The organism is Actinomadura sp. KC06 (assembly GCF_004348735.1).
Taxonomy (GTDB): Bacteria; Actinomycetota; Actinomycetes; order Streptosporangiales; family Streptosporangiaceae; genus Spirillospora.
In genome coordinates this window covers 20,233-41,595 of the sequence record NZ_SMKT01000003.1, presented here as the reverse complement: position 1 = coordinate 41,595, position 21,363 = coordinate 20,233, and the positions used below count along the sequence as shown (strand labels likewise).

At 72.1% G+C, this 21,363-nt stretch carries 17 protein-coding genes and 1 pseudogene; 10 read left to right on the top strand and 8 right to left on the bottom strand.

Features of this window, described 5'->3' with window-relative positions:
• Nucleotides 1-15: 15 nt before the first annotated feature.
• The 4 genes from E1287_RS01875 to E1287_RS01860 form a co-directional block, all read right to left on the bottom strand.
• The gene (locus E1287_RS01875; RefSeq protein ID WP_165968845.1) at nucleotides 16-2,811 is read right to left on the bottom strand and encodes a family 20 glycosylhydrolase; all 2,796 of its coding nucleotides are present in this window, start codon (nucleotides 2,809-2,811) and stop codon (nucleotides 16-18) included.
• Nucleotides 2,812-3,117: 306 nt separating this feature from the next.
• Nucleotides 3,118-4,728, bottom strand: coding sequence for a sodium:solute symporter family protein (locus tag E1287_RS01870; RefSeq protein ID WP_131962906.1), 1,611 nt, complete (start codon nucleotides 4,726-4,728; stop codon nucleotides 3,118-3,120).
• A gap of 3 nt (nucleotides 4,729-4,731) precedes the next feature.
• Nucleotides 4,732-5,013 carry a DUF3311 domain-containing protein gene (locus tag E1287_RS01865; protein ID WP_243718504.1) on the bottom strand — a complete coding sequence of 94 codons (282 nt, stop codon included), beginning with the start codon at nucleotides 5,011-5,013 and terminating at the stop codon, nucleotides 4,732-4,734.
• Nucleotides 5,014-5,224: 211 nt separating this feature from the next.
• A complete protein-coding gene (locus E1287_RS01860; protein WP_131962902.1) occupies nucleotides 5,225-5,782 on the bottom strand; it encodes a VOC family protein in 558 nt (185 codons plus the stop codon).
• Between the two features lie 202 nt (nucleotides 5,783-5,984).
• Here E1287_RS01860 and E1287_RS01855 point away from each other — a divergent pair, with 202 nt between their 5' ends.
• From E1287_RS01855 to E1287_RS01840, 5 genes and pseudogenes are all read left to right on the top strand, one after another.
• Nucleotides 5,985-8,144, top strand: a complete 2,160-nt coding sequence (locus E1287_RS01855; protein WP_131962900.1) for an anthranilate synthase component I — start codon at nucleotides 5,985-5,987, stop codon at nucleotides 8,142-8,144.
• Nucleotides 8,145-8,383: 239 nt separating this feature from the next.
• The gene (locus E1287_RS43470; RefSeq protein WP_165968844.1) at nucleotides 8,384-8,530 is read left to right on the top strand and encodes a GPGG-motif small membrane protein; all 147 of its coding nucleotides are present in this window, start codon (nucleotides 8,384-8,386) and stop codon (nucleotides 8,528-8,530) included.
• 80 nt (nucleotides 8,531-8,610) lie between these two features.
• Entirely contained in the window at nucleotides 8,611-9,546 is a 936-nt protein-coding gene (locus tag E1287_RS01850) for an SDR family oxidoreductase (RefSeq protein ID WP_131962898.1), read from the top strand.
• Between the two features lie 79 nt (nucleotides 9,547-9,625).
• Nucleotides 9,626-10,021 (top strand): annotated as a pseudogene (locus E1287_RS01845) (ChaB family protein); the annotation flags it as partial.
• A 55-nt stretch (nucleotides 10,022-10,076) separates the two neighbouring features.
• Nucleotides 10,077-10,757 carry a hypothetical protein gene (locus E1287_RS01840; protein ID WP_131962894.1) on the top strand — a complete coding sequence of 227 codons (681 nt, stop codon included), beginning with the start codon at nucleotides 10,077-10,079 and terminating at the stop codon, nucleotides 10,755-10,757.
• 32 nt (nucleotides 10,758-10,789) lie between these two features.
• Here E1287_RS01840 and E1287_RS01835 read toward each other — a convergent pair whose 3' ends face one another.
• Nucleotides 10,790-11,761, bottom strand: a complete 972-nt coding sequence (locus E1287_RS01835) for a YafY family protein (RefSeq protein ID WP_131962892.1) — start codon at nucleotides 11,759-11,761, stop codon at nucleotides 10,790-10,792.
• Between the two features lie 108 nt (nucleotides 11,762-11,869).
• Here E1287_RS01835 and add point away from each other — a divergent pair, with 108 nt between their 5' ends.
• Nucleotides 11,870-12,895, top strand: a complete 1,026-nt coding sequence (gene add / locus E1287_RS01830; RefSeq protein WP_131962889.1) for an adenosine deaminase — start codon at nucleotides 11,870-11,872, stop codon at nucleotides 12,893-12,895.
• Between the two features lie 22 nt (nucleotides 12,896-12,917).
• Here the strand turns inward: add and E1287_RS01825 are convergent, their stop codons facing one another.
• Nucleotides 12,918-14,156, bottom strand: a complete 1,239-nt coding sequence (locus E1287_RS01825) for a DUF1266 domain-containing protein (RefSeq protein WP_131962887.1) — start codon at nucleotides 14,154-14,156, stop codon at nucleotides 12,918-12,920.
• A gap of 15 nt (nucleotides 14,157-14,171) precedes the next feature.
• Complete coding sequence (locus tag E1287_RS01820; protein WP_131962885.1) at nucleotides 14,172-16,217, bottom strand: molybdopterin oxidoreductase family protein; 2,046 nt, start codon at nucleotides 16,215-16,217, stop codon at nucleotides 14,172-14,174.
• Nucleotides 16,218-16,376: 159 nt separating this feature from the next.
• Here E1287_RS01820 and thyX point away from each other — a divergent pair, with 159 nt between their 5' ends.
• From thyX to E1287_RS01805, 3 genes are all read left to right on the top strand, one after another.
• A complete protein-coding gene (gene thyX, locus E1287_RS01815; RefSeq protein WP_131962883.1) occupies nucleotides 16,377-17,174 on the top strand; it encodes an FAD-dependent thymidylate synthase in 798 nt (265 codons plus the stop codon).
• A gap of 55 nt (nucleotides 17,175-17,229) precedes the next feature.
• Nucleotides 17,230-17,952 carry a dienelactone hydrolase family protein gene (locus tag E1287_RS01810; RefSeq protein ID WP_131962881.1) on the top strand — a complete coding sequence of 241 codons (723 nt, stop codon included), beginning with the start codon at nucleotides 17,230-17,232 and terminating at the stop codon, nucleotides 17,950-17,952.
• 86 nt (nucleotides 17,953-18,038) lie between these two features.
• On the top strand, nucleotides 18,039-18,839 hold the full coding sequence (locus tag E1287_RS01805) for a helix-turn-helix transcriptional regulator (protein ID WP_131962879.1): 801 nt from the start codon (nucleotides 18,039-18,041) through the stop codon (nucleotides 18,837-18,839).
• Here the strand turns inward: E1287_RS01805 and E1287_RS01800 are convergent.
• Entirely contained in the window at nucleotides 18,754-20,016 is a 1,263-nt protein-coding gene (locus E1287_RS01800) for a globin domain-containing protein (protein ID WP_131962877.1), read from the bottom strand. The two genes, E1287_RS01805 and E1287_RS01800, sit on opposite strands and share 86 nt — an antisense overlap.
• A gap of 539 nt (nucleotides 20,017-20,555) precedes the next feature.
• Here E1287_RS01800 and E1287_RS01795 point away from each other — a divergent pair.
• Nucleotides 20,556-21,308, top strand: a complete 753-nt coding sequence (locus E1287_RS01795; RefSeq protein WP_131962875.1) for a gamma-glutamyl-gamma-aminobutyrate hydrolase family protein — start codon at nucleotides 20,556-20,558, stop codon at nucleotides 21,306-21,308.
• Nucleotides 21,309-21,363: the final 55 nt, after the last annotated feature.

Genomic DNA, 21,363 nt, shown 5'->3' with positions numbered 1-21,363 from the left:
CCGGGAATCGAGCGGTTACTGGAGCAGCGCCCAGTAGCCGTCGGTGCGGCCGGGCTCCTTGCCGCTGCCCGCCTGCGTCGCGCGGAACAGCTCGCCGTTGTGCCGGACGAGGTCGCCCGGCTCGTAGGACTCGCTGCCCTGCCAGTTGGCGACGCCGACCGGCGAGATGCGGCTGGTGCGTCCGTCCACGCTGCGGGTGCGGGTCAGCACGGTGTCGCCGGCCTTCACCGGGCCGCTGTACGGGCGCCACGTCCGGCCGTCCGTCGAGTACTCGATCGCCATGCCCGGGTTGCGGACGTTCGCCGTCAGCGTCCCGCCGGAGACCTTCGCTCCCGGCAGCGGGACACGGTAGTTCACGCCCTCACCGCCGAGGCCGACCGGCTTGTAGAACGACAGCAGCGGGAACGTCTTCTGGCCGAGCGTGTTGTTGAAGACGTTCCAGGCCTCGCCCATCTTGTCCGGAGCCGGCGTGTTGCGGTTCCAGGCCCGCTCGGCCGCGCCGAGGAGCTTGGGGAACGCCTGGTACTCGCGGATCCCGGGGGTCTTGCCGTTCTCGGCCCACAGCTGGGCCTCCAGGCCGAGGATGTTCTTCTTGCCCTCGGGGGTGAGCTTCGTCCAGTTCGGGTTCTGCGGGACGGGGTTGCCCCAGCGGTCCTCGGTCGCGTTGGCGTACACGTTGAACGGCTGGTACGTGAACGTGCTCTGCTCGTCCACGAGGGCGGCCCAGTAGTAGCCGGGCTCGTCCGGGTCCTTGTTGTAGGCGAGGTCCATGTACAGGTTCGTCGCGTGCGCGAGGATCACCGGGGTGCCCTCGTTGGCGAACCGGTACGCCCAGTCCTCGCGTCCCCAGCCCCAGACGTTCTGCCACGGCAGCGGGGCGAAGCCCTTGAGGCGGAACTCGTGGGTCGGGTCGGTGACGTCCTCCCACCCGGCGGTGGTCTTGGCGTACTTCTGCGCGATGTCGTTGTAGCGGCCGAAGAACAGGTGCTTCAGTTCCTCACCGGACTTGCCCGCGGTGTCGGGGTTCTTCTTGCACGCCGGCGATCCGTTCCACCAGCCCGCAGGGGGACCCGGGGGCTCGTCGCCGCCGAGGTTGAGCCGGTTGAACGGGACGCCCGCCCGCCCGTACATCTTCGCCACCTCGGACACGACCTTGTCCAGGAACGTGTACGTGCTGGCCAGGCACGGGTTCGCGAGGTTGTCGGTGTAGTACTGGACGCTGACGTGCTGGCTGGTGTCGTCCGGGTCGAGCAGCCGGTAGGCGTCGTCGTTCGTCTTCTGGTAGCGGCGCTCCATCGACTGGACGGCCGCGCGGGCGTGCGCCGGGAAGTTGAGCTCAGGGATGACCTCGACGTGCCTCTCGGCCGCGTACCGCAGGATCTCCTCGAAGTCCCGGACGCTGTAGTGGCCGGTGCCCTTGCCGACGAAGTTCAGGGTGTTGTCCTCGTAGCCCTGGTAGGCGGGGCGGCGTCCGAGGTTGGCCTCGGTCTCGTTGCGCGCCTTGCCGGTGACGCCGTCACCGCCGCCGAGGTCGTTCACCGACCCCATGCCCTGGTGCAGCCCGTCCTTCTCCTGGACGTCGTGCACCCGCTTGGAGCCGAAGTCGGTCAGCTCGGGGAGGCCGGGGATCTCCAGCCGCCAGCCCTCGTCGTTGGTGATCCCGAGGTGCAGCTTGTTGAGCTTGGTGAAGCTCATCAGGTCGAGGAACTTCAGGACGGTCTGCTTGGTCTCGAAGTGGCGGCCCACGTCGAGATGCAGGCCGCGGTACCCGAACAGCGGCGCGTCCGCGATCTCGGCCTGCGGGACGTTCACGGTCGGCGCGCGGTGGCCGCGCGCGGCGGCCTTGTAACCGCCGGCCGGGATCAGTTGCCGCAGCGTCTGGATGCCGTAGAGCACCCCGGCCCGGTCGGCGCCCACGATCTGGACGCCCTTGCCGTTCGAGCTGAGCCTGTAGCCCTCGGCGTCGGCCTTGCCGTCGCCGTCGACGTCCAGTTTCGGGTCGACGCCGAGCGCGATCGGCGCGCCCTTTCCGCGGGCGACGTCGTTCAGCGCGGAGCGCAGGTAGCCCGCCTCGCGGCCCAGCTCGCGCGGGGCCGTGACGGGCGAGCGCCCGCCGATAGCGACCGTGCCGGGCGACGACTTCGCCGACAGCGGCTGCGGGACGAGGCTCTGCTGGAGCGTGAGGTCGATCTTGGGCGAGGTGTTCTCGGCGAACCGGGTCGCCGCCGTCTCCACGGGGCGCTTGTCACCGGAGAACGCGGTCGTCTGCTTGGGGTCGGTCGGGTCGAGGAGGGACTTGGCCGGCACCCACGCGGGCCTGCCGCCGCCGTAGGCGATCGTCCAGCCGCTCGGGGCGTCCGACTTGTGGACGGCCCACACCTCGAAGTTGATGTCGATCTCCCGGCGCTCGCCGGGGGCGATCGCCTTGAAGCCTTCCTGGGGTTTCAGCGCGTAGAAGTCGCCGCTCTGCGCGACGTCGGCGCGGGCCACGGCGAGGCCCTGGTCGGCGAGCTGCTTGCGGCCGATGTCGCCGACCTCGCCCGCGAGGACGGCGGTCGGCTGCCGCACGCCGTTGAAGTACAGCGCCCATCCGGCGCTGCTCAGGGCGCAGCTGCTGTCGTTGTTGTCGATGGTGAGCCGCGCGAGGTGGTACTTCGCGTCGGCGACGGTGTGGTCGACCGGCTGGTAGGTGACCATGAGATCGCGGGGGTTCGGGTTGCAGGCCGCCGACGCCGCGCTCGACGGGACGGCCGCGAGAAGGGCGGCGGTGAGCGCGGCGGCCGTCAGCACGGCCGCTGGTCTTTTCGGCATAAATAGGAAACTATCCTAATAGATTGTCAAGATCCCGGCCTCTGACCTGGCCATTTATGAACCCGCAGGCAGCGCCGGTGGCCGCCTCCGGACAAGCTTTGGATCTTGACGGGGACGATCTCCGGGGTGTTCGATCACCGGTCAGCCAATGCCGGATTCGGGCTCCGGACGCCGTTGTGCGCCGGGCGCCGTCGTGCGCCGGACGCCGGGTGCCGTGGTGCGCCGGACGCAGTCGTGCGCCGGGTGCCCGGAAACGAGTTCCGGGCACCCGGCGGTGAACGGCGGGCGGTCGGGCCGCCCGGCGGGTCAGGTGCTGGCGGTCAGGTCCAGCTCCTTGACCTTCGGGTCGCCCTCGTCCGCGAAGTAGTCGGACGTGCGGGTCGCGTCCGCGCCGTCCGCGAGCTTCGCCGCCTTGCAGACCACGGTCCCGACCAGCGCGACCGCGACGTTGACGGCGAGCGCCAGTATCCCGGCGTAGATCGTCATGTCGGTGTCGATACCGAGGTCGCCGAGCGGGAAGGCCGAGCCGCCGAAGTGCTCCTTGCCCTTCGCCGGGTTCGGGATCTGGTACAGCATCCACAGGCCCGCGGCCATGCCGCCGATCCATCCGGCGATGAGCGCGCCCCGGTGGAACCAGCGCGTCATCAGGCCGAGCGCCACCGACGGCAGCGTCTGCAGGATGATCACGCCGCCGATGAGCTGGAGGTCGATGGAGAACTCCGGGTCCAGCGCGAGGATGCACGCCACCGCGCCGGCCTTGACGATCAGCGACACCAGCTTGCTGACCGTGGCCTCCTGCTTCTCGGTGGCGTCCCGCCGGATGTACTCCCGGTAGATGTTGCGGGTGAACAGGTTGGCCGCGGCGATCGACATGATCGCCGCCGGGACCAGCGCGCCGATGCCCACGGCCGCGAACGCCACCCCCGCGAACCAGTCGGGGAACATCTGGTCGAACAGCACCGGGACGGCCGTGTTGGCGTCGGGCTTGCCGTCGGTGGTGACCGGCTTCACGTCCGCGGCGATGGCCATGTAGCCGAGCAGCGCGATGAGGCCGAGGACGAGGCTGTAGGCGGGCAGCGCCGCCATGTTCCGCTTGATCGTGTCGCGGTTGCGGGCGGCGAGCACGCCGGTGACGCTGTGCGGGTACAGGAACAGCGCCATCGCCGAGCCGAGCGCCAGCATCGCGTAGTTCAGCTGGCCGCTGCCGGCGAGCGTGATCCCGTCGCCGGGCGCGGGCGTCGCGTCGAACTTGGCCTTCGCCGCGCCGAAGACGTCGCCCCAGCCGCCGAGCTTCGCCGGGATGTACAGCACCGCCACGATGATCACCAGGTAGATCAGCACGTCCTTGACGAAGGCGATCAGCGCCGGCGCCCGCAGCCCGGACTGGTAGGTGTAGGCCGCGAGGATCACGAACGCGATGATGATCGGCCAGTGGCCGTGCACGCCCATCGCCTTCAGCACCGCCTCGATGCCGACCAGCTGCAGCGCGATGTAGGGCATCGTGGCGACGATGCCGGTGATCGCGATCAGCAGGGCCAGCGTCGGCGACCCGAACCGCGCCCGGACGAAGTCGGCCGGGGTGACGAACCCGTGCACGTGCGACACCGACCAGAGCCGGATGAGGAACAGGAACACCAGCGGGTACATGATGACCGTGTACGGGACGGCGAAGAACCCCGCCGCGCCCGCGCCGAACACCAGCGCCGGGACGGCCACGAACGTGTAGGCGGTGTAGATGTCGCCGCCGATCAGGAACCAGGTGACCCAGCCGCCGAAGCTGCGGCCGCCGAGGCCCCACTCGTCCAGGTTGTCGAGGGTCTCGGCCCGGCGCCACCGCGCCGCGAGGAACCCCATCCCGCTGACCACCAGGAAGAACAGGGAGAAGACGACGATCTCGGTGATGTGGTCGCGCGCCATCGCTCAGCCCCGCTTCCTGGTCATCCGGTACACGACGACCGTGCTGCTCACGCCGAGCAGGATGAAGGCGAGCTGGATCCAGTAGAAGGCGGGGAAGCCGGCCAGGCGGGGCTCGTCGCTGTTGTAGATGAACGTCATCAGCGGGACCGCGACCGGGAGGACCAGCAGCCAGTTCCAGGGGCTCCGGTCGGAGCGTCCGGCGGACGGCGGCGGGGGCGGGGACGAGTCCGCGTCCTTGGAGTCCGGGCCTTCGGAATCGGGGCCTTCGGGGTTCTCGGGAGCCAAAAGGGGGTCCTCCTCGTCGTGCGTGGCGGGGCACGGGCGCGCGGATCGCGTGACCGTACAGTGCCGGAGAGTGCGGCCGGGCGAGAGTACCCGCCTCATGATCACGGTGTGATCTCGGTCACGGCACGACTGAGTGGAGCGTTCCACCAGGGGAAAGGCGCCGCTGATGGCCGGTCAGGCGCGGGTCAGACGGCGCGCGTCAGGCGGCGGGTCAGACGGTGCGGTCGGCGGCGGTCTTCGGCTCGTGCCGGACGTCCTCCGGCCGGTCCGGCACCCGGGTCCACGCGGCGAACTCCAGCAGGATCCCGTCGGGGTCCTTGAAGTAGATGGAGCGGACGAACACGCCCTCGTGGTTCTCCGGCGCGACGCCGAACTCGCTGTCGTCGTGGTTGAGCAGCACCCCGACGTCGATGCCCTTGGCGATCAGCCGGTCGCGGTACTCCTCGATCCGCTCGGGCGGGACGTCGAACGCGACGTGGTTCATCGACCCCACGGCCGACAGCAGCTCGCCCCGGTCCGGCAGGGTCTTCGGCGCGGACACGCCGGGGACGGGCTCGGGCGCGTCGGGGAACCAGAAGAAGGCGAGCGCGTTCCCGCCGCCGCAGTCGAAGAAGAAGTGCTGCCCCCAGCCCATCGGCAGCTCGATCGTCTTGATCAGCGGCATGCCGAGCACGTCCCGGTAGAACTCCACCGTCCGCTCCATGTCGCGGCAGACGAGCGCGAGGTGGTTGACGCCGCGCAGTTCGAACTCGGTGTTCTTCCTGGTCATGGGAGCCCGCTCCGTGAGGTAAGTGATCCCTTTCGGCCCTGCCCATGGTAACCTCGGCCGCATGCGAACCGCAGCCTCCCAGTGGTGGTGGCGCCGCTGAGGCGGTGCCGGTTCGTGCGTGTTCTTGATCAGGCGACCGCCCTCACCGGCGGTCGTTTCGCGTTTCCCGCCTGGTGAGGGCCCTACATGAGGGGCCACCGCGGTGGAGACCGTCCCACAGCAGCCGCTGACCAGCGAGTTCGTCACGACCGGGGGCGTACGGGTGAGCCGTACCGCCACGCCGGTCGATCCCGAGCGCAAGTCCGACGTGCTGAACGCCCTCGTCGCCGCCGTGGGGGAGCGGCGCGGCGGCGTCCTCAGCTCCGGCATGGAGTACCCGGGCCGCTACAGCCGCTGGCACATGGCCTACGCCGACCCCTGCGCGGAGATCGTCGCCCGCGGCCGGACGGTCGCCCTGCGGGCCCTCAACGAGCGCGGACGCGTCGTCCTGCCCGCCATCGCCGCGGTGCTCCGCGACGTCGGCGAGGTCCGGACGGACGGGCCCGGCCTCTTCGAGGTGTTCGTCCCGCCGTCGGAGGAGTTCTTCACCGAGGAGGAGCGCAGCCGCCAGCCGACCGTGTTCACCGCCCTGCGCGCCGTGGTCGGCCTGTTCGGCTGCGACGACCCGCACCTCGGCCTGTACGGGGCGTTCGGGTACGACCTGTCGCTGCAGTTCGAGCCGCTGCGGACGCGGCTCGAACGCCCGGACGACCAGCGCGACCTCGTCCTGCACCTGCCCGACGAGCTCGTCGTCGTCGACCGCAAGCGCGAGACCTCCCACCGCCTGTCGTACGAGTTCGAGGTCGACGGGAAGAGCACCGCGGGGCTGTCGCGCGCCACCGAGCCGACGCCCGTCCCGGTGCGGGCGGAGCTTCCGCCGCAGCCCGTACCCGGCGTGTACGCGCAGGTGGTGCGGGACGCGAAGGAGAAGTTCATCCGCGGCGACCTGTTCGAGGTGACGCCCGGCCACGCCATGTACGGGCGGTGCGACGCGCCCGCCGCGTTCTTCGAGCGCCTCCGCGAGACCAACCCGGCGCCGTACGAGTTCATGTTCAACCTGGGCGACGGCGAGTACCTGGTCGGGGCGTCGCCGGAGATGTTCGTCCGGGTCGGCGGCGACCGGGTCGAGACGTGCCCGATCGCCGGGACGATCAAGCGCGGCGGCGACGCGCTGGAGGACGCCGAGCAGATCCGCGCGATCCTGTCGTCCGCCAAGGACGAGTCGGAGCTGACCATGTGCACCGACGTGGACCGCAACGACAAGTCGCGGATCTGCGTGCCGGGCAGCGTGCGCGTCCTCGGCCGCCGGCAGATCGAGATCTACTCCCGGCTGATCCACACCGTCGACCACATCGAGGGGCGGCTGCGCCCCGGCTTCGACGCGCTCGACGCGTTCCTCACGCACATGTGGGCGGTCACCGTCACCGGCGCGCCGAAGACGTGGGCGATGCAGTTCATCGAGGACCACGAGGAGTCGCCGCGCCGCTGGTACGGCGGCGCCGTCGGCTGCATCGGGTTCGACGGGTCGATGAACACGGGCCTGACGCTGCGGACGGCGCAGATCCGCGACGGCGTCGCGACCGTCCGGGCCGGGGCGACGCTGCTGTACGACTCCGACCCCGACGAGGAGGAGCGCGAGACGCACCTCAAGGCCAGCGCGCTGCTGGGCGCGCTCGCAGGGTCCCAGGAGGGCGCGGCGGACGCCGAGCCCCGGGAGGAGCCGCGGGCGGAGCGGCCCGGGGACGGCCTGAAGGTGCTGCTCGTCGACCACGAGGACTCGTTCGTCAACACCCTCGCCGACTACTTCCGCCAGCAGGGCGCCGACGTCGTCACGCTCCGGCACGGCTTCCCGGCGCGGATGCTGGACGAACACGCGCCCGACCTCGTCGTTCTGTCTCCGGGGCCGGGCCGTCCCGAGGACTTCGCCGCCCGCGCCCTCCTCGACGCCCTGGACGAGCGGAGCCTCCCGGTCTTCGGCGTCTGCCTCGGGCTGCAGGCGATGGTGGAGCACGCGGGCGGCGAGCTGACGCTCCTGCCCGAGCCGTCCCACGGGAAGCCCGGCCAGGTCAAGGTGACCGGGGGAGCGCTGTTCGAGGGCCTTCCCGACGAGTTCACCGCGGCCCGCTACCACTCGCTGCACGCCACGCCCGACCGGGTGAAGGGGTTCCGGGTGACGGCGCTGACCGGCGACGTCGTGATGGCGATCGAGGACCCGGAGCGGCGGCGCTGGGCGGTGCAGTTCCACCCGGAGTCCATCCTGACGGCGGCGGGCGGGGCCGGGCACCGGATCGTGGCGAACGTCCTGAGGCTGAGCCGTCCCTAGTCCCGTAGCAGGAGGGACGGCCGTCCGAAATGGTCCTGTGGGTCCTATCGCGGCCCAGCGCGCGCGGGAAGACTGGGTGACCGGCCACGGCGCCGCCCTTCCGCGACGCAGTGATCGCCGTTATCCCGGCGGAGAGGGGAGCGATCCCCTCTCCGCTCCGGGGGGTACATAACCGCCAATTCGGTTATCCGAAATGAAGCGCCCGTTTCCGGGCGCTCTCCGGGGGGATCCCGGCGGCCATGATGACAATCCTGTGGCTCATCGCCGTGATCCTGGTGATCGCCGGGGTCTATGTGATCCTCGCCCGCCGCGAACTGATCTGGGGCATCGTGCTCATCGTGGTCGGGCTCCTCGTCGGCCCCGGAGGGGTGAGCATCTTCACCTGACCCCGCCCTGCCCGATCGGTGGCACTCCCGGGACGGAACGCTGACACACGTTGTCAGGTTTCCGTGCCAGCATCGTCCCCATGAGCAGTCCCACCACGAAGAACGCCCCGCTAGAAGGAACGATCGCCCTGGTCGCGGGCGGAACGCGCGGCGCGGGCCGCGGCATCGCCGTCGAGCTCGGCGCCGCCGGAGCGACCGTGTACGTGACGGGGCGGTCCACCCGGTCGAACCGGTCGGAGATGGATCGTCCCGAGACCATCGAGGAGACCGCGGAACGGGTGACGGCCGCGGGCGGCGAGGGCATCGCCGTCCGGGTCGACCACCTCGACCCGGAGCAGGTCGCCGCGCTCGTGGCGCGCATCGACGCCGAACAGGGCCGGCTGGACGTCCTCGTCAACGACGTCTGGGGCTCGGACCGCTACTTCGAGTTCGGCAAGTCCCTGTGGGAGCAGTCCCTGGACGACGGGCTGCGGATGCTGCGGCTCGGCATCGAGACCCACGCCATCACCAGCCACCGCGCCCTGCCCCTGCTGATCCGCGAGCCCGGCGGGCTCGTGATCGAGATGACCGACGGGACCGCCGAGTACAACGCGGCCTACCGCAAGGACGTCGGCTACTTCTACGACCTCGTCAAGAGCGCCGTGATCAGGATGGCGCTGGCGCAGTCCGAGGAGATCGCGGAGTACGGCGCGACGGCGCTGGCGCTGACGCCCGGCTGGCTGCGCTCGGAGGCGATGCTCGACAACTTCGGCGTCACGGAGGCGAACTGGCGCGACGCGACGAAGGACGTCCCGCACTTCGCGATCTCGGAGTCCCCGGCGTACGTGGGACGGGCCGTCGCGGCGCTCGCCGCCGACCCGGACCGGGCCCGCTGGAACGGCGCGTCGCTGTCCAGCGGCGGGCTCGCCAAGGAGTACGGGTTCACCGACGCCGACGGCAGCCGCCCGGACGCGTGGCGCTACATCGTCGAGGTGGAGCAGGCCGGGCTGCCCGCCGACGTCACCGGCTACCGCTGACGCCGGTCGGCGCGCGGTTCGCTCCTGTTTCAGATGGTTTGAGTCGGTTATGGCTTGCAGTGACCTGGAAGGAGGAGCCATGCCGATGATCACCAAGAGCGGCAAGCTGCGGAAGCAGGAGCTCCCCAGCACGCTCCAGCGCTCCCCGAAGGAGGCCCAGGAGACCTTCGCCAAGGCCCACGACTCCGCGGTCGACACCTACGGGGAGGGGGAGCGGGCGCACCGCACCGCCTACTCGGCGCTCAAGCACAAGTTCGAGAAGCGCGGCGACCGCTGGGTCGCGAAGGGCCGGAAGGGCCCGTCCGACCCGCGGGCCAAGGACCCGCAGGCCCGCCGCGGCCGCGGGAAGAGCTTCGGCGGCGTGGACTACGAGGGCAGCACCAAGAAGGAGCTGTACGACCGCGCCGCCGGGCTCGACGTCCAGGGCCGCTCGAAGATGACCAAGGAAGAGCTCGCCGAGGCCATCGCGCGCAAGCAGGGTTAGCCGCGAGCGGACGAGCAGGACACGCGGGACGAGGAGGCGAACGGCCATGCCCATGGACGAGCGCACCAAGGCCACCGTCCGGACCCTGCTGGACCGGCATCCGGAGGGCTACGTCGCCGAGACCACCGGCTTCACGGTGACCAACACCGCGGCCGGGCTGTTCCGGCTGCTGGTCCTGTCGATCCTCGCCGACGACGGCGCGCCGTCGCGGGCCGCCGTCGACGCGACCCGCGCGCTGCTGGACCGGCACTGGGACAGTGCGCCCGAGATGGCGAAGTCGGACGAGCGCGGACGCGCCGAGGTCATCGACCGGGCGGGCTACGACGGCGCCGAGGAGGCGTCCCGGCGGCTGGGCGAGGCCACCCGCCTCGTCATGGACCGCTACGACGGCGACCTGCAGCGGCTCCGCGCGGCGGCCGACGGCGACGCCGGACGGCTGCGCGACCTCCTGCGGGAGATCCCCGGGATGGACGACGCCGGCCTGACGGTCTTCCTCCGCGAGGCGCAGATGTTCTGGCCGGAGGCCGGGCCCTTCGTCGACGAGCGCGCGGCCGCCGCCGCCGAGCGGCTCGGCCTGCCGTCCGACCCGGACGAGCTGCTGGAGGACGTGGCCAGGGGCGGCGGCGAGGAGAAGCTGTCCTGGCTGGTGGGCGCGCTGGCGCTCGCCGACGTGCACGACGAGTACGACGGCATCCGCCGCACGGCCGAGGCCGCCGCCCGCGCCTGACACCGACCTGCTCGGGCACTGGAGCGAAGGGCTCAGCGGGGCGCGTACAGCTCCGCGAGGCGGGCGGCGCGCTCCGCCATGTGCTCCCGCAGCTCGGGCGGCGCGAGGACCTCGACCTCCGGCCCGAACCGCATCAGCTCCGACGCCGCGACCACCATCGACTCGACGGGAAGCGTGGTCACCACCCAGCCCTCCCCGTCGGGCTCCCCGGCGTCCTGCACCGCCCGCCGCGCCGCGTACGGCTCGACGGCGTACCGCAGGATCCTCATCCCGGCCGGTGACAGCCGGACGGTGATCTCCTCGCGCAGCATCGAGCGCACGAACGACGCGGCCTGCTCCTGCCAGTGCGCGGCGAGGTCGAACTCCTCGTCGCGGTCGAATCGGGCGCCGGTCGGCCGGACGTCCGTCACCCGGTCGACCCGGTAGGTGCGCGGCCTGCCGCCGACCCGCGCGACCAGGTACCAGGTGCCGTTCTTCAGCACGAGCCCGTACGGCTCGACCGTGCGCGTGACCTCGGTGTCCTTGCGGCGGTAGCGCAGCTCGACCGGCTCGTCCTCCCAGACGGCGCGGGCGAGGTCGCGCAGCAGCGGCGGCGGGCCGGACTCGCCGAACCAGCCGGGCGCGTCCAGGTGGAACCGCTGGCCCGCCCGCGACGGCGCGTCCCGCAGCGACGCGGGCAGCGCGGCGAGGACCTTCAGCTCGGCGGCGGCCACCGCGTCGCCGCGCCCCATGTCCCCGGCCGGACCGGGCAGCCCGGACAGGAACAGCGCCTCGGCCTCCTCGCGGGTGAGGCCGGTCAGCCGCGTCCGGTACCCGCCGACGAGCCGGTACCCGCCCGCGCGGCCCTGCTCGGCGTACACCGGGACCCCGGCCGCCGACAGCGCCTCCATGTCGCGGTAGACGGTGCGCTCGGACACCTCAAGCTCGCGCGCCAGCTCGCCCGCCGTCATCGTCTCCCGCGACTGCAGGAGCAGCACCATCGAGATCAACCGAGCCGCCCGCACGCCCCCTGTCTACCAGGACCGCCGTCCCCGGAGCGTTCTTGACATTTTCGTGGCAGGTTCGCCCGGATCGCCTATCGTGCAGGCCGGACGGGCTGTTAGCTTCGCGGCGTGCTCACCGAAACCACCTCCATCGAAACGTTCATCGACGCCCTGCCGAAGGTCGAGCTGCACGTCCACCTCGTGGGCTCCGCCTCCGTCCCGACCGTGCTCGAACTCGCCCGCCGCCATCCCGGCGGGCCCGTCCCGGTGGACGAGCGCGAGCTGCGCGCGTTCTACGAGTTCCGCGACTTCCCGCACTTCGCCGAGGTGTACGAGTCGGTGTCCGCCCTCGTCCGGACGCCGGAGGACGTCGGGACGCTCGTGCTCGGCACCGCCCGCGACCTCGCCGTCCAGAACGTCCGGTACGTCGAGCTGACCGTCACCCCGTACACGCACCAGCGGGCCGGGATGCCGATGCCCGCGATCACCGAGGCGCTCGACCACGCCGTCCGCGAGGCCCGCGAGCGGCTCGGCATCCGCGTCGCCTACATCTTCGACATCCCCGGCGAGTTCGGCGCCGAGGGCGCCCGCGCCACCCTCGACCACGCGCTCGGGCACCCGCCGGAGGCGCTCGTCGGGTTCGGCCTCGCCGGCATCGAGCAGATGCGGCCGCCGTACCGGGACGCGTTCCGCGACGCGTTCGCCGCCGCCCGCGCCGCCGGGCTGCGCAGCCTCCCGCACGGCGGCGAGATGACCGGTCCCGAGACGATCTGGGAGGTCGTCGAGGGCCTGCATGCCGAGCGGATCGGCCACGGAATCCGCTGCCTGGACGACCCGCGCCTCGTCGCGCACCTGCGCGAGACGCAGATCCCGCTCGAGGTGTGCCCGACGTCCAACGTGTGCACCGGGCAGGTCGCGTCCATCGGCGAGCACCCGCTTCCGCGGCTGCTGGACGAGGGCCTGTTCGTCACGTTGAACAGCGACGATCCGCCGATGTTCGACACGACCCTCACCGGCGAGTACCGCATCGCCGCCGAGGTGTTCGGCCTGGGCCGCGACGGCCTGGCCTCGCTGGCCCGCAACGCCGTGATCGCCTCGTCCCTGGACGAGGAGGGCCGTCAGGCGATCCTCGCCGACATCGACGCCCTGGCCTGACCCCGGAGCCTCGTCCCCGGGCTCATCCCCAGGCCATGCGGCGCCAGGGGCTGTCGGGGTCCTCGGCGAGGACGCGGTGCCCGGCGACGGAGCGCTCGTACCACTCGCCGAACTCGCCCTCGTCGAACCGCAGCATCCGCCCGAGGATGTAGCCGGCGGAGAACGAGCCCCACGACGTGTAGACCTGGTTGGCGCGCTGCCCGGCGCTGAGGACGCACTTCTCCGCCTCCTCCGCGTCGCAGAACCCGGCGTTCAGGCCCCAGCGGGCCATGTTCACCGCGCGGCCGAAGTCGTACCCGTAGACGCTCTCGACCCGGCCGTCCGGCGGGAGGAGGCCGTCGGCGCGGAACCGCGCCTCGTACCGCAGGATCTGGCCGGACAGCTCCACGACCTCGTGGACGGTCTGCTCCGCGATGTCCCGCTCCCGGCACCAGGCCACGATCGCCGCGCGCCACGCCCCCTGGCCGGTGCCGCGCCCGCGCCGGTCGAGGACCATCTGGATGGCCGGGTCGCTGTTGCGGGCGTCGAGCAGCGCGTCCATCTGCTTGCGCCAGCTCTCGTGGTCGGTGACGCCCCAGTCGCGTTCCAGCAGGACCCGGTCGCCGCCGGGGTCGTCGTGGTCGAGGGCGTTCCACGCCACGCCGTTGCCGACCGCGAGGTGCGCGCCGACGGCTAGGGCCGCGGCGAGACGTCCCCAGGCGGCGCTGTCCGGGTCGGTGATCAGGACGTCGTAGTCGCGGTCGGGGCGCCGTTCCGCGTCCGCGAGCAGCTTGGCGACCTGCCGGTGCCCGTCCCCGCCGGGCGGCATCTGCGCCATCAGCTCCCGCAGCGGCCGGAGCGCGTCACGCGGGCCGGCGTCCTTGACGATGAGCCGCGCCGCGTGGACGCCTGCCGCGTCGGCGCGCTTGGCGTCGTGCAGCGACCAGAACCCGCTCATCGCCGACCAGGCGCGACGGGCCGCCTCGCCGGTGCGTCCCGCGGCGGCCATCACGTGCGCGGCCTGCGCGTCCAGCCCCGCGCGGACCCCGGCGGGCATGGACGCGGCGGCCCGGTCGAGGGTGTCGAGGAGCCGCTGCGCCTCGCCCGTCTTCCCCGCGGCGGCGAGCGCCCGCGCGCACCGCGCCCTGGTCGCGACGGCGGACGTCCAGTCCCCGCGAGCCTCCATCGCCTCGGCGGCCTCCTCGTAGGCGGCCGCGGCCTCCCCGGGCCGCCCCTGCCGCTCGAATTTCCTGGCCCGGTCCAGAATGGCCTGATACGTCATGGTCCCCTCCGGGGCTCACCGTACCGGGAGGGCGGTGATCTCCACGCGGGTGTCGTGGAAGACGGGGCCGCCGCCGAGGTCGGTGTCGCGCTCGTCCACGACGGCGTTGGCGTTCGCGCCGCCCGCGAGCTTGGCCCAGTGCCCCTTCGCCGTCGCCGCGACGCCCGGGCGCACCTCGTCGGTGACCGCCAGCACCGCCTCGAACGCGCCCCGGTCGTTGCCGACCCGGACCCGCTGCCCGTCCATCAGGCCCCTGGCCTCCGCGTCGTCCGCGTGCACGCGGACGGTCAGGCCGCCCGACCGCCGCCGCAACTCGGCGTTGTTGCCGAACTGCGAGTTCAGGAACTCGTGCGACGCCGCCGAGATCAGGGCGAGCGGATACCGCGCGGCGCGTTCCGGGTCGGCGACCTCCGCGGGCGGGACGTATCCGGCGAGCCCGGCGGCCGCGGACCTGAACTCGAACCGCCCGGACGGCGTCGGGAACCCGTCCGCGTAGGGCAGGAACGGGTCGGGGACGGACATCCGCGCGAACCCCTCCTTGCGCAGCCGGTCGAGCGTGATCCCGTCCAGCCACGGATGGCCCGACGCGAGGAGCTGCTCGGCGAGGCTCTCGTCGGAGTCGTAGAGGCTCGGTTCGTCCAGGCCCATCCGCCGCGCCAGCCGCCGGAACGTCTCGGTGGCGGGCAGGCATTCGCCGGGCGGCGCCACCGCCGGCTCGTTCCACGTCAGGTACAGATGTCCGTAACCTTCGTGCAGGTCGGCGTGCTCGTGCTGGATCGTCGGCGGCAGGACGAGGTCGGCGTAGTCGGCGGTGTCGGTCGGGAACGGGTCGACGACGACGGTGAACAGGTCGTCCCTGGCCAGGCCGCGCCGGATCTTGTTCTGGTGCGGGGTGCTGGCCACCGGGTTCGCGGCCATGACGAACAGGGCCTTGACGGGCGGATCCCGCACGTCGAGCAGGCCCTCGCCGAGGCGGCTCATCGACAGCGTCCGGACGGGGCCGGGGCGCAGGTCGTCCCGCCACAGGGCGGCCTTGTCCAGCTTGACGTGGCCGGACGTCGAGAACGCGAGCCCGCCGCCGTGCAGCGCCCAGTCGCCGGTCACGGCCGGGATCCCCGCGATGACCCGCAGCGCCGCGCCGCCGCCCGCGTGCCGCTGCAGGCCCTGCGTCGCGCGGATCGCGGTGGGGCGCGTCCGGGCGATCCGCTCCCCGAGCGCGACGATCCGCTCGGACGGGACGCCGGTGATCTCCGCGGCCCGCTCCGGCGGGAACTCGGCGATCCGGCCCTGGAACTCGTCCCAGCCGAGTGTGCGGCGCCGCAGGTAGTCCTCGTCCTGCGCGCCGAGGCCCGTGATGACGTGGAGGAGGGCGAGCGCGAGTGCGGCGTCGGTGCCGGGGAGCGGGGCCAGGTGCTCGTCGGCCTGGCGCGCCGTCCGCGTCCGGACGGGATCGATCGCCACCAGATGAGCGCCCGCCTTGCGCGCCTCCTGGACGAACTTCCACACGTGGTGGCCGCTGGTCAGCGGGTTCGTGCCCCACAGGATGATCAGCCGGGCGTGGGCGAGGTCCTGCGGGTCCATCCCGCCGGAGGAGCCGATCGCGGCGGACATGCCCGCGCTGCCCGCCGCCGAGCAGATGTTCGCGTCGTGCGCCGACGCGCCCAGCACGTTGAAGAACCGCCTGCCCGCATAGCCTTCGAGTCCTTGCAGGTAGCCGAGCGTGCCCGTGCCCCAGTACGGCCAGATCGCCTCGCCGCCGTGCTCGCGGACGACGCCGTCCAGGCGCTCCGCGATCTCGTCGAGCGCCTCGTCCCAGCCGATCCGCTCGAACCGGCCCTCGCCCTTGCGGCCCGTCCGGCGCAGCGGATGCAGGATCCGGTCGGGCTGCGCGGCCCGCTCCAGCCACCGGTTGACCTTCGCGCACAGGGCGCCGCGCGTGTACGGGTGGTCGGGGTTGCCGCGCAGGCCGGTGGCCTTCCCGTCCCGTACCGTCACGATCCAAGAGCAGCCGTCGGGGCAGTCCAGCGGGCAGGCGCCCAGCACTTTCAGCTCAGACGGCATCGAACCCTCCCAGGCCACGCGAATCTCTCCAGTGTGCGCCATAACACCATGAGCGTCATCCCCGACGCTCATTACTCCGCGGTGCGTGCCCAGGTCGCGGGCGTCCCCGCCGGGGTGGTTTCCTTGGGGGCGACGGATACGAGCGAGGGGGAGTCGAGAGTGAAGAGCGTCGAACCGAAGGTGTTCCTCGTCGCGCGGCCCGAACTGGACTACGACGAGGTCGCCCGGTACCTGCGGGACGTCGGCGGCGAGAGCTGGCTGGAGCGCCTCGACCGGGGCGACCTCGACGACGAGCTGAACGACCCGCAGAACCTCGCGGAGTTCGCGGGACGGCTCTGCTACCGCTCGTGGGAGCCGGGCCTCAACCCCAACGTGGTCAAGATCCGGACGGACTCGGGCCAGTACCTGGAGAACATCCTGCGCAGCCTGCACGGCTCGGTGCTGGAGCACGTCAGCTTCAGCTTCGTCCTGCACAACGTGAGCCGCGTCCTCACCCACGAGCTGGTGCGGCACCGTCCGGGCGTGGCGATCTCGCAGGAGTCGATGCGGTTCGTCCGGCTCCAGGACATCCCCTTCTGGTTCCCCGACTGGGCCCGCGAGGACGCCGAGCTGATGAAGCGCGCCACCGCCATGCTGGAGCAGATGGAGGAGTTCCAGGCGTGGATGGCCGGGCACTTCGGGCTGGACGACGAGGGCGTCCCGTTCAAGGAGAAGAAGCACAAGACGTCGTTCATGCGCCGGTTCGCGCCCGAGGGCGTCGGCACGGGCCTGGTCTGGACGGCGAACGTCCGCACGCTGCGCCACACGCTGGAGAACCGCACCGCGCCGGGCGCCGAGGAGGAGATCCGGCTGCTGTTCGGCAAGATCGGCGAGGTGGTGCGCAAGGAGGCCCCGGACCTGTTCGGCGACTACGTCGTCGAGGACGGCACCTGGGTCCCCAAGTGGCGGAAGGTCTAGCCGCGCCCGTTCGGGTCTAGGCACCGGCCCGGCCGCTGGGGAATTATTGGACGGTATGTCTGACATAACGATTCCCGCGGGCGCGCGGGAGCTCCCCGGTTATCTCGCCGTCCCCGACGGGGAGGGGCCGTGGCCGGGCGTGGTCATCGTGTTCGAGGCGATGGGCGCCAACACGGACATGCGCGCCCAGGCCGACCGGTTCGCCGCGAACGGGTATCTCGCCGTCCTGCCCGACCTGTACGGCGGCGCGCCGTGGGTGCGCTGCGTCACCAAGGCGATGCGCGACATGCGCGCCCGCCGCGGCCCCACGTACGACCACATCGAGGCGACCCGGGCGTGGCTGGCGGCCCGGGACGACTGCACGGGCGACGTGGGCGTGTGCGGGTTCTGCATGGGCGGCGGGTTCGCGCTGGTGGCGGCGGCGAAGTACGACTTCCAGGCCGCGTCCGTCAACTACGGCATGCTGCCGCGCCGGCCGGAGGAGGCGCTGCGCGGCGCGTGCCCGATCGTCGCGAGCTACGGCGGCGCCGACCCGGCGCTGCGCCGGGCGGCGGACAAGCTGGAGCGGGCTCTCACGATCGCGGACGTGACGCACGACGTGAAGGAGTATCCGGGCGCCGGGCACAGCTTCCTCACCGGGTTCGCCCCGCCTCCGCCGCTCGGCCCGGTCGCGAAGATCGTCTTCGGGCTTGGCCGGGGCCGCGAGCACGCGCCGGACGGCTGGGACCGGATCTTCGCCTTCTTCGGCGACCATCTCGCTAAAAAATCTACAACGTAAAGGCGGCAGGCCGGTGTTGCGGCACTTGCGGCGCATTACCTGGTACGTAATCGCCGCCATGACCGTCCGCGGGTAACGTCGGGGCGGTGACGACGGCGTTGAGCGATGTGCGACCGGTGGGGGACCAGCTGCGCGCGTGGCGGCAGCGGCGGAGGCTGAGCCAGCTCGAGCTGGCGTCGGAGGCGGACGTGTCGACCCGCCACCTCAGCTTCGTGGAGACCGGGCGCTCCGCGCCGAGCCGGGAGATGGTGCTGCGGCTGGCCGAGCACCTGGACGTCCCGCTGCGCGACCGCAACCTGCTGCTCGTCGCGGCCGGGTACGCGCCGGTGTTCGACGAGACGCCGATCGAGGAGCCGAGGATGGACACGGTCCGCGCGGCGCTCAAGCAGGTCCTGGACGGGCACGAGCCGTACCCGGCGGTCGTCGTGGACCGCTTCTGGAACCTGATCGACGCCAACGGCGCGGCCGGGCTGTTCATGGAGGGCGCGGCGCCGGAGCTGCTGGAGCCTCCGCTGAACGTGCTGCGCCTCAGCATGCATCCGGACGGGATGGCGAAGCACATCCTGAACCTGGCCGAGTGGCGCGCCCACATGATCGACCGGGTGCGGCGGCATGTGGCGCTGACCGCGGACGCGGGCCTCGCCCAGCTCTACCGGGAGCTGCGGAGCTTCCCCGGGGACGTGGGGGAGGCGTTCGCCCCGCCCGCGGGCCACGAGGTGGTCGTCCCGCTGCGGCTGCGCGTGGACGGGCGGGAGCTGTCGTTCTTCAGCACCATCGCGACGTTCGGGACGCCGGTCGACATCACCGTGGCCGAACTGGCGATCGAGTCCTTCTACCCGGCTGATGTGCGGACGACGGAGTTTCTGCGGGAACGCGCGGGCTGGTGACGGCCGTCCCGGGGGTGGCTTCGGGGTGCTCGTCCTCGGCGTCGACCAGGTCGTGGTGGATCCGGGTGAGGGGCATCCCATGCCGTTGCAGGGCGGTGACGGTGCTCCGGACGAAGGGGACGGGCCCGGCGACGTAGGCGTCGTAGTCCTGCCAGCCGGCGAGGCCGTCCAGGAAGCCGGGCAGGACGTCGGGCAGGCGGCCGCGCAGGGCGTCCGGGCCCGGTGCGCCGCCGGTCTCGGGCGGCCGCGACTGGACCGGGGTCATCCGCAGCCGCGCGTAGGCCGACTCCAGCAGGCGCAATTCGTCCAGGTCGTAGAGGTCCTGCTCGTCGCGGGCCCCGACCATGAGGTGGACGTCCCGGTCCGGGCCGGACGAGACGGCCTGCTCGGCGAGCGCCTTCATCGGGGCGAGGCCGGTGCCGCCGCCGATCAGGAGCAGCCCGCGGCCGGAGTCCGGGTCGAGCGTCATCCCGCCGGCGGCCGGGCCGAGGAGCACGGTGTCGCCGGGCGCGGTGTGCCGCACCAGCGCGCCGCTCACCCAGCCGGCGGGACGGGCGCGGACGTGCAGGCGCAGCATCCCGTCGGAGCGGGGCGCGTTCGCGATCCAGTACGGCCGCCAGACGCGGGGCCAGCGGGGCGTCTGCACGCTCACGCGCTGGCCGGGGCGGAACGGCAGCGGATGCTCGGGCCGCAGCGTCAGGACGGCGAGGTCCGCGGCGCGTCGGTCGTGCCCGGCGACCTCGGCGACCCACCACGGCGGGGCGCCGTCCGCGTCCCGCTCCGCCGCCTCGATCATGGTCGTGGCGGCGGACAGGTAGGCCGACGTCCAGGCGTCCTCGGCCTCGGCGGTCCACACGTCGGCGGCGAAGGTCCGCAGCGTCCCGATGAGCGCGACGCCGACGGCGGCGTAGTCCTCGCGCCGCACCCCGTGCTTGCGGTGGCCGCGGCCGAGCCGCGCGAGGTGGCGGGCGAGGTCCTCCGGGTTGTCCTGGCTCCAGACGAGCCGGGTGAGCGCGTGGAAGAAGCGGTCGTGCTGGACGCCCATCGCGGGCGGGAACAGGGCCCGCAGCCGCGGCTCGGCCGCGAAAAGGCGGCCGTAGAAATAGCTCATGGCGCCCGCCGGGTCGGATTCGAGGCGGGTGAAGGTCTCTTTGACGATTCGGGGTTCCGGTGCCATTCGCCTGCTCGCCCCCTGGGGCTTTCCGAGCCGGATCCGGGAGGACGGCGGTGATCGCGCCGCATTCGATGCCCGGCTTTGTGAGATTCTCGCATTCAAATCCGCAGGTGTTCAAGCAGAACGCCGCGGAGGCGGGGCGAATAGAACGCTGTGTAATCGGCGCTTAATTTTCTGTGATCAAAGAATCGGAAAGAAGCGGACGCATACTGATCAGTACTGACATGGTCTGATGTGACGCCCTTGTGGCGATGTCTAGGGAGAGAGGATGATTCTCCTCCCGAGTAGAAGATTTCGGGATTCACTGGTGTTCCCGGCCGGGAGGCGCGCGGGGCCGCGATGGCCCGGAAGCCCGTCCGGCATTGACGTTCTCGCCGTTTGGGACTGCGTGGATCAGCCCCGTGCGGCAAGCTGGCCGGGAGGGAAGGCCCGGGGGCGGGACGGCCGGAGGGGAGGGTGATGCACCATGATGTCCAGTCAAGGACGGCGAATCACCCATTTCGCCGTCCTGCGGCCGGTGCTCAGCAGAGGGGGAAGCACGCATGTCAGAGGCCATCCGCGGGGCCCCGGCCCCGACCGCAGGCGGTGACGGGCCACCGCCGCTCATCGGAGTCACCACCTATCTGGAGCCGGCCCGCTGGGGGGTCTGGGTGCGCGAGGCCGCGCTCCTGCCGGCGCCCTATGTCCGCTCGGTCGAGCGGGCCGGCGGGGTCCCGGTCCTGCTGCCCCCGACCGCGACGCTGCGCGGGCTGAAGGCCCTCGTCGGGCGGCTCGACGGCATCGTCATCGCGGGCGGCGGCGACATCGACCCCGACCTGTACGGCGCCGTCCGGCACTTCGAGACCGGGCCGCCGCAGCCGCAGCGCGACCGGTTCGAGCTGGCGCTCGCGCGCGCCGTGGTGGACGCCGACCTGCCGTTCCTGGCGATCTGCCGGGGCATGCAGGTGCTGAACGTAGCGCGGGGCGGGGCGCTCATCCAGCATCTGCCCGAGGCGGTGGGGCACAAGAGCCACGCGCCGGAGACCGGGATCGTCGGCTCCCACCCGGTGCGGATCAGCGGGACGAGCCTGGTCGGCAAGATCCTGGGCGAGTCGGCGGACGTCCCCACCTACCACCACCAGGCGGTGAGCCGGCTCGGGAAGGGCCTGTCCGCCGTCGCCTGGGCCGAGGACCAGGTGGTGGAGGCCGTCGAGCTGCAGGGCCACCGGTTCGGGCTGGCCGTCCAGTGGCATCCGGAGGAGGGCGACGACGGGCGCCTGTTCGAGGCCCTGGTCGCCGAGGCCGCCGGCCGCTGACCCCCGCGCCGGCGCCCCTGCCGGGCCGGCGCACCGGCGGGGGTCGGTGCTCCGG

Excerpts from the sequence above, each read along its gene's own strand:
- E1287_RS01875 (WP_165968845.1), bottom strand. The coding sequence starts at position 2,811 with ATGCCGAAAAGACCAGCGGCCGTGCTGACGGCCGCCGCGCTCACCGCC.
- E1287_RS01870 (WP_131962906.1), bottom strand. The coding sequence starts at position 4,728 with ATGGCGCGCGACCACATCACCGAGATCGTCGTCTTCTCCCTGTTCTTC.
- E1287_RS01860 (WP_131962902.1), bottom strand. The coding sequence starts at position 5,782 with ATGACCAGGAAGAACACCGAGTTCGAACTGCGCGGCGTCAACCACCTC.
- E1287_RS43470 (WP_165968844.1), top strand. The coding sequence starts at position 8,384 with ATGATGACAATCCTGTGGCTCATCGCCGTGATCCTGGTGATCGCCGGG.
- E1287_RS01850 (WP_131962898.1), top strand. The coding sequence starts at position 8,611 with ATGAGCAGTCCCACCACGAAGAACGCCCCGCTAGAAGGAACGATCGCC.
- E1287_RS01840 (WP_131962894.1), top strand. The coding sequence starts at position 10,077 with ATGCCCATGGACGAGCGCACCAAGGCCACCGTCCGGACCCTGCTGGAC.
- E1287_RS01825 (WP_131962887.1), bottom strand. The coding sequence starts at position 14,156 with ATGACGTATCAGGCCATTCTGGACCGGGCCAGGAAATTCGAGCGGCAG.
- E1287_RS01820 (WP_131962885.1), bottom strand. The coding sequence starts at position 16,217 with ATGCCGTCTGAGCTGAAAGTGCTGGGCGCCTGCCCGCTGGACTGCCCC.
- E1287_RS01810 (WP_131962881.1), top strand. The coding sequence starts at position 17,230 with ATGTCTGACATAACGATTCCCGCGGGCGCGCGGGAGCTCCCCGGTTAT.
- E1287_RS01800 (WP_131962877.1), bottom strand. The coding sequence starts at position 20,016 with ATGGCACCGGAACCCCGAATCGTCAAAGAGACCTTCACCCGCCTCGAA.
- E1287_RS01795 (WP_131962875.1), top strand. The coding sequence starts at position 20,556 with ATGTCAGAGGCCATCCGCGGGGCCCCGGCCCCGACCGCAGGCGGTGAC.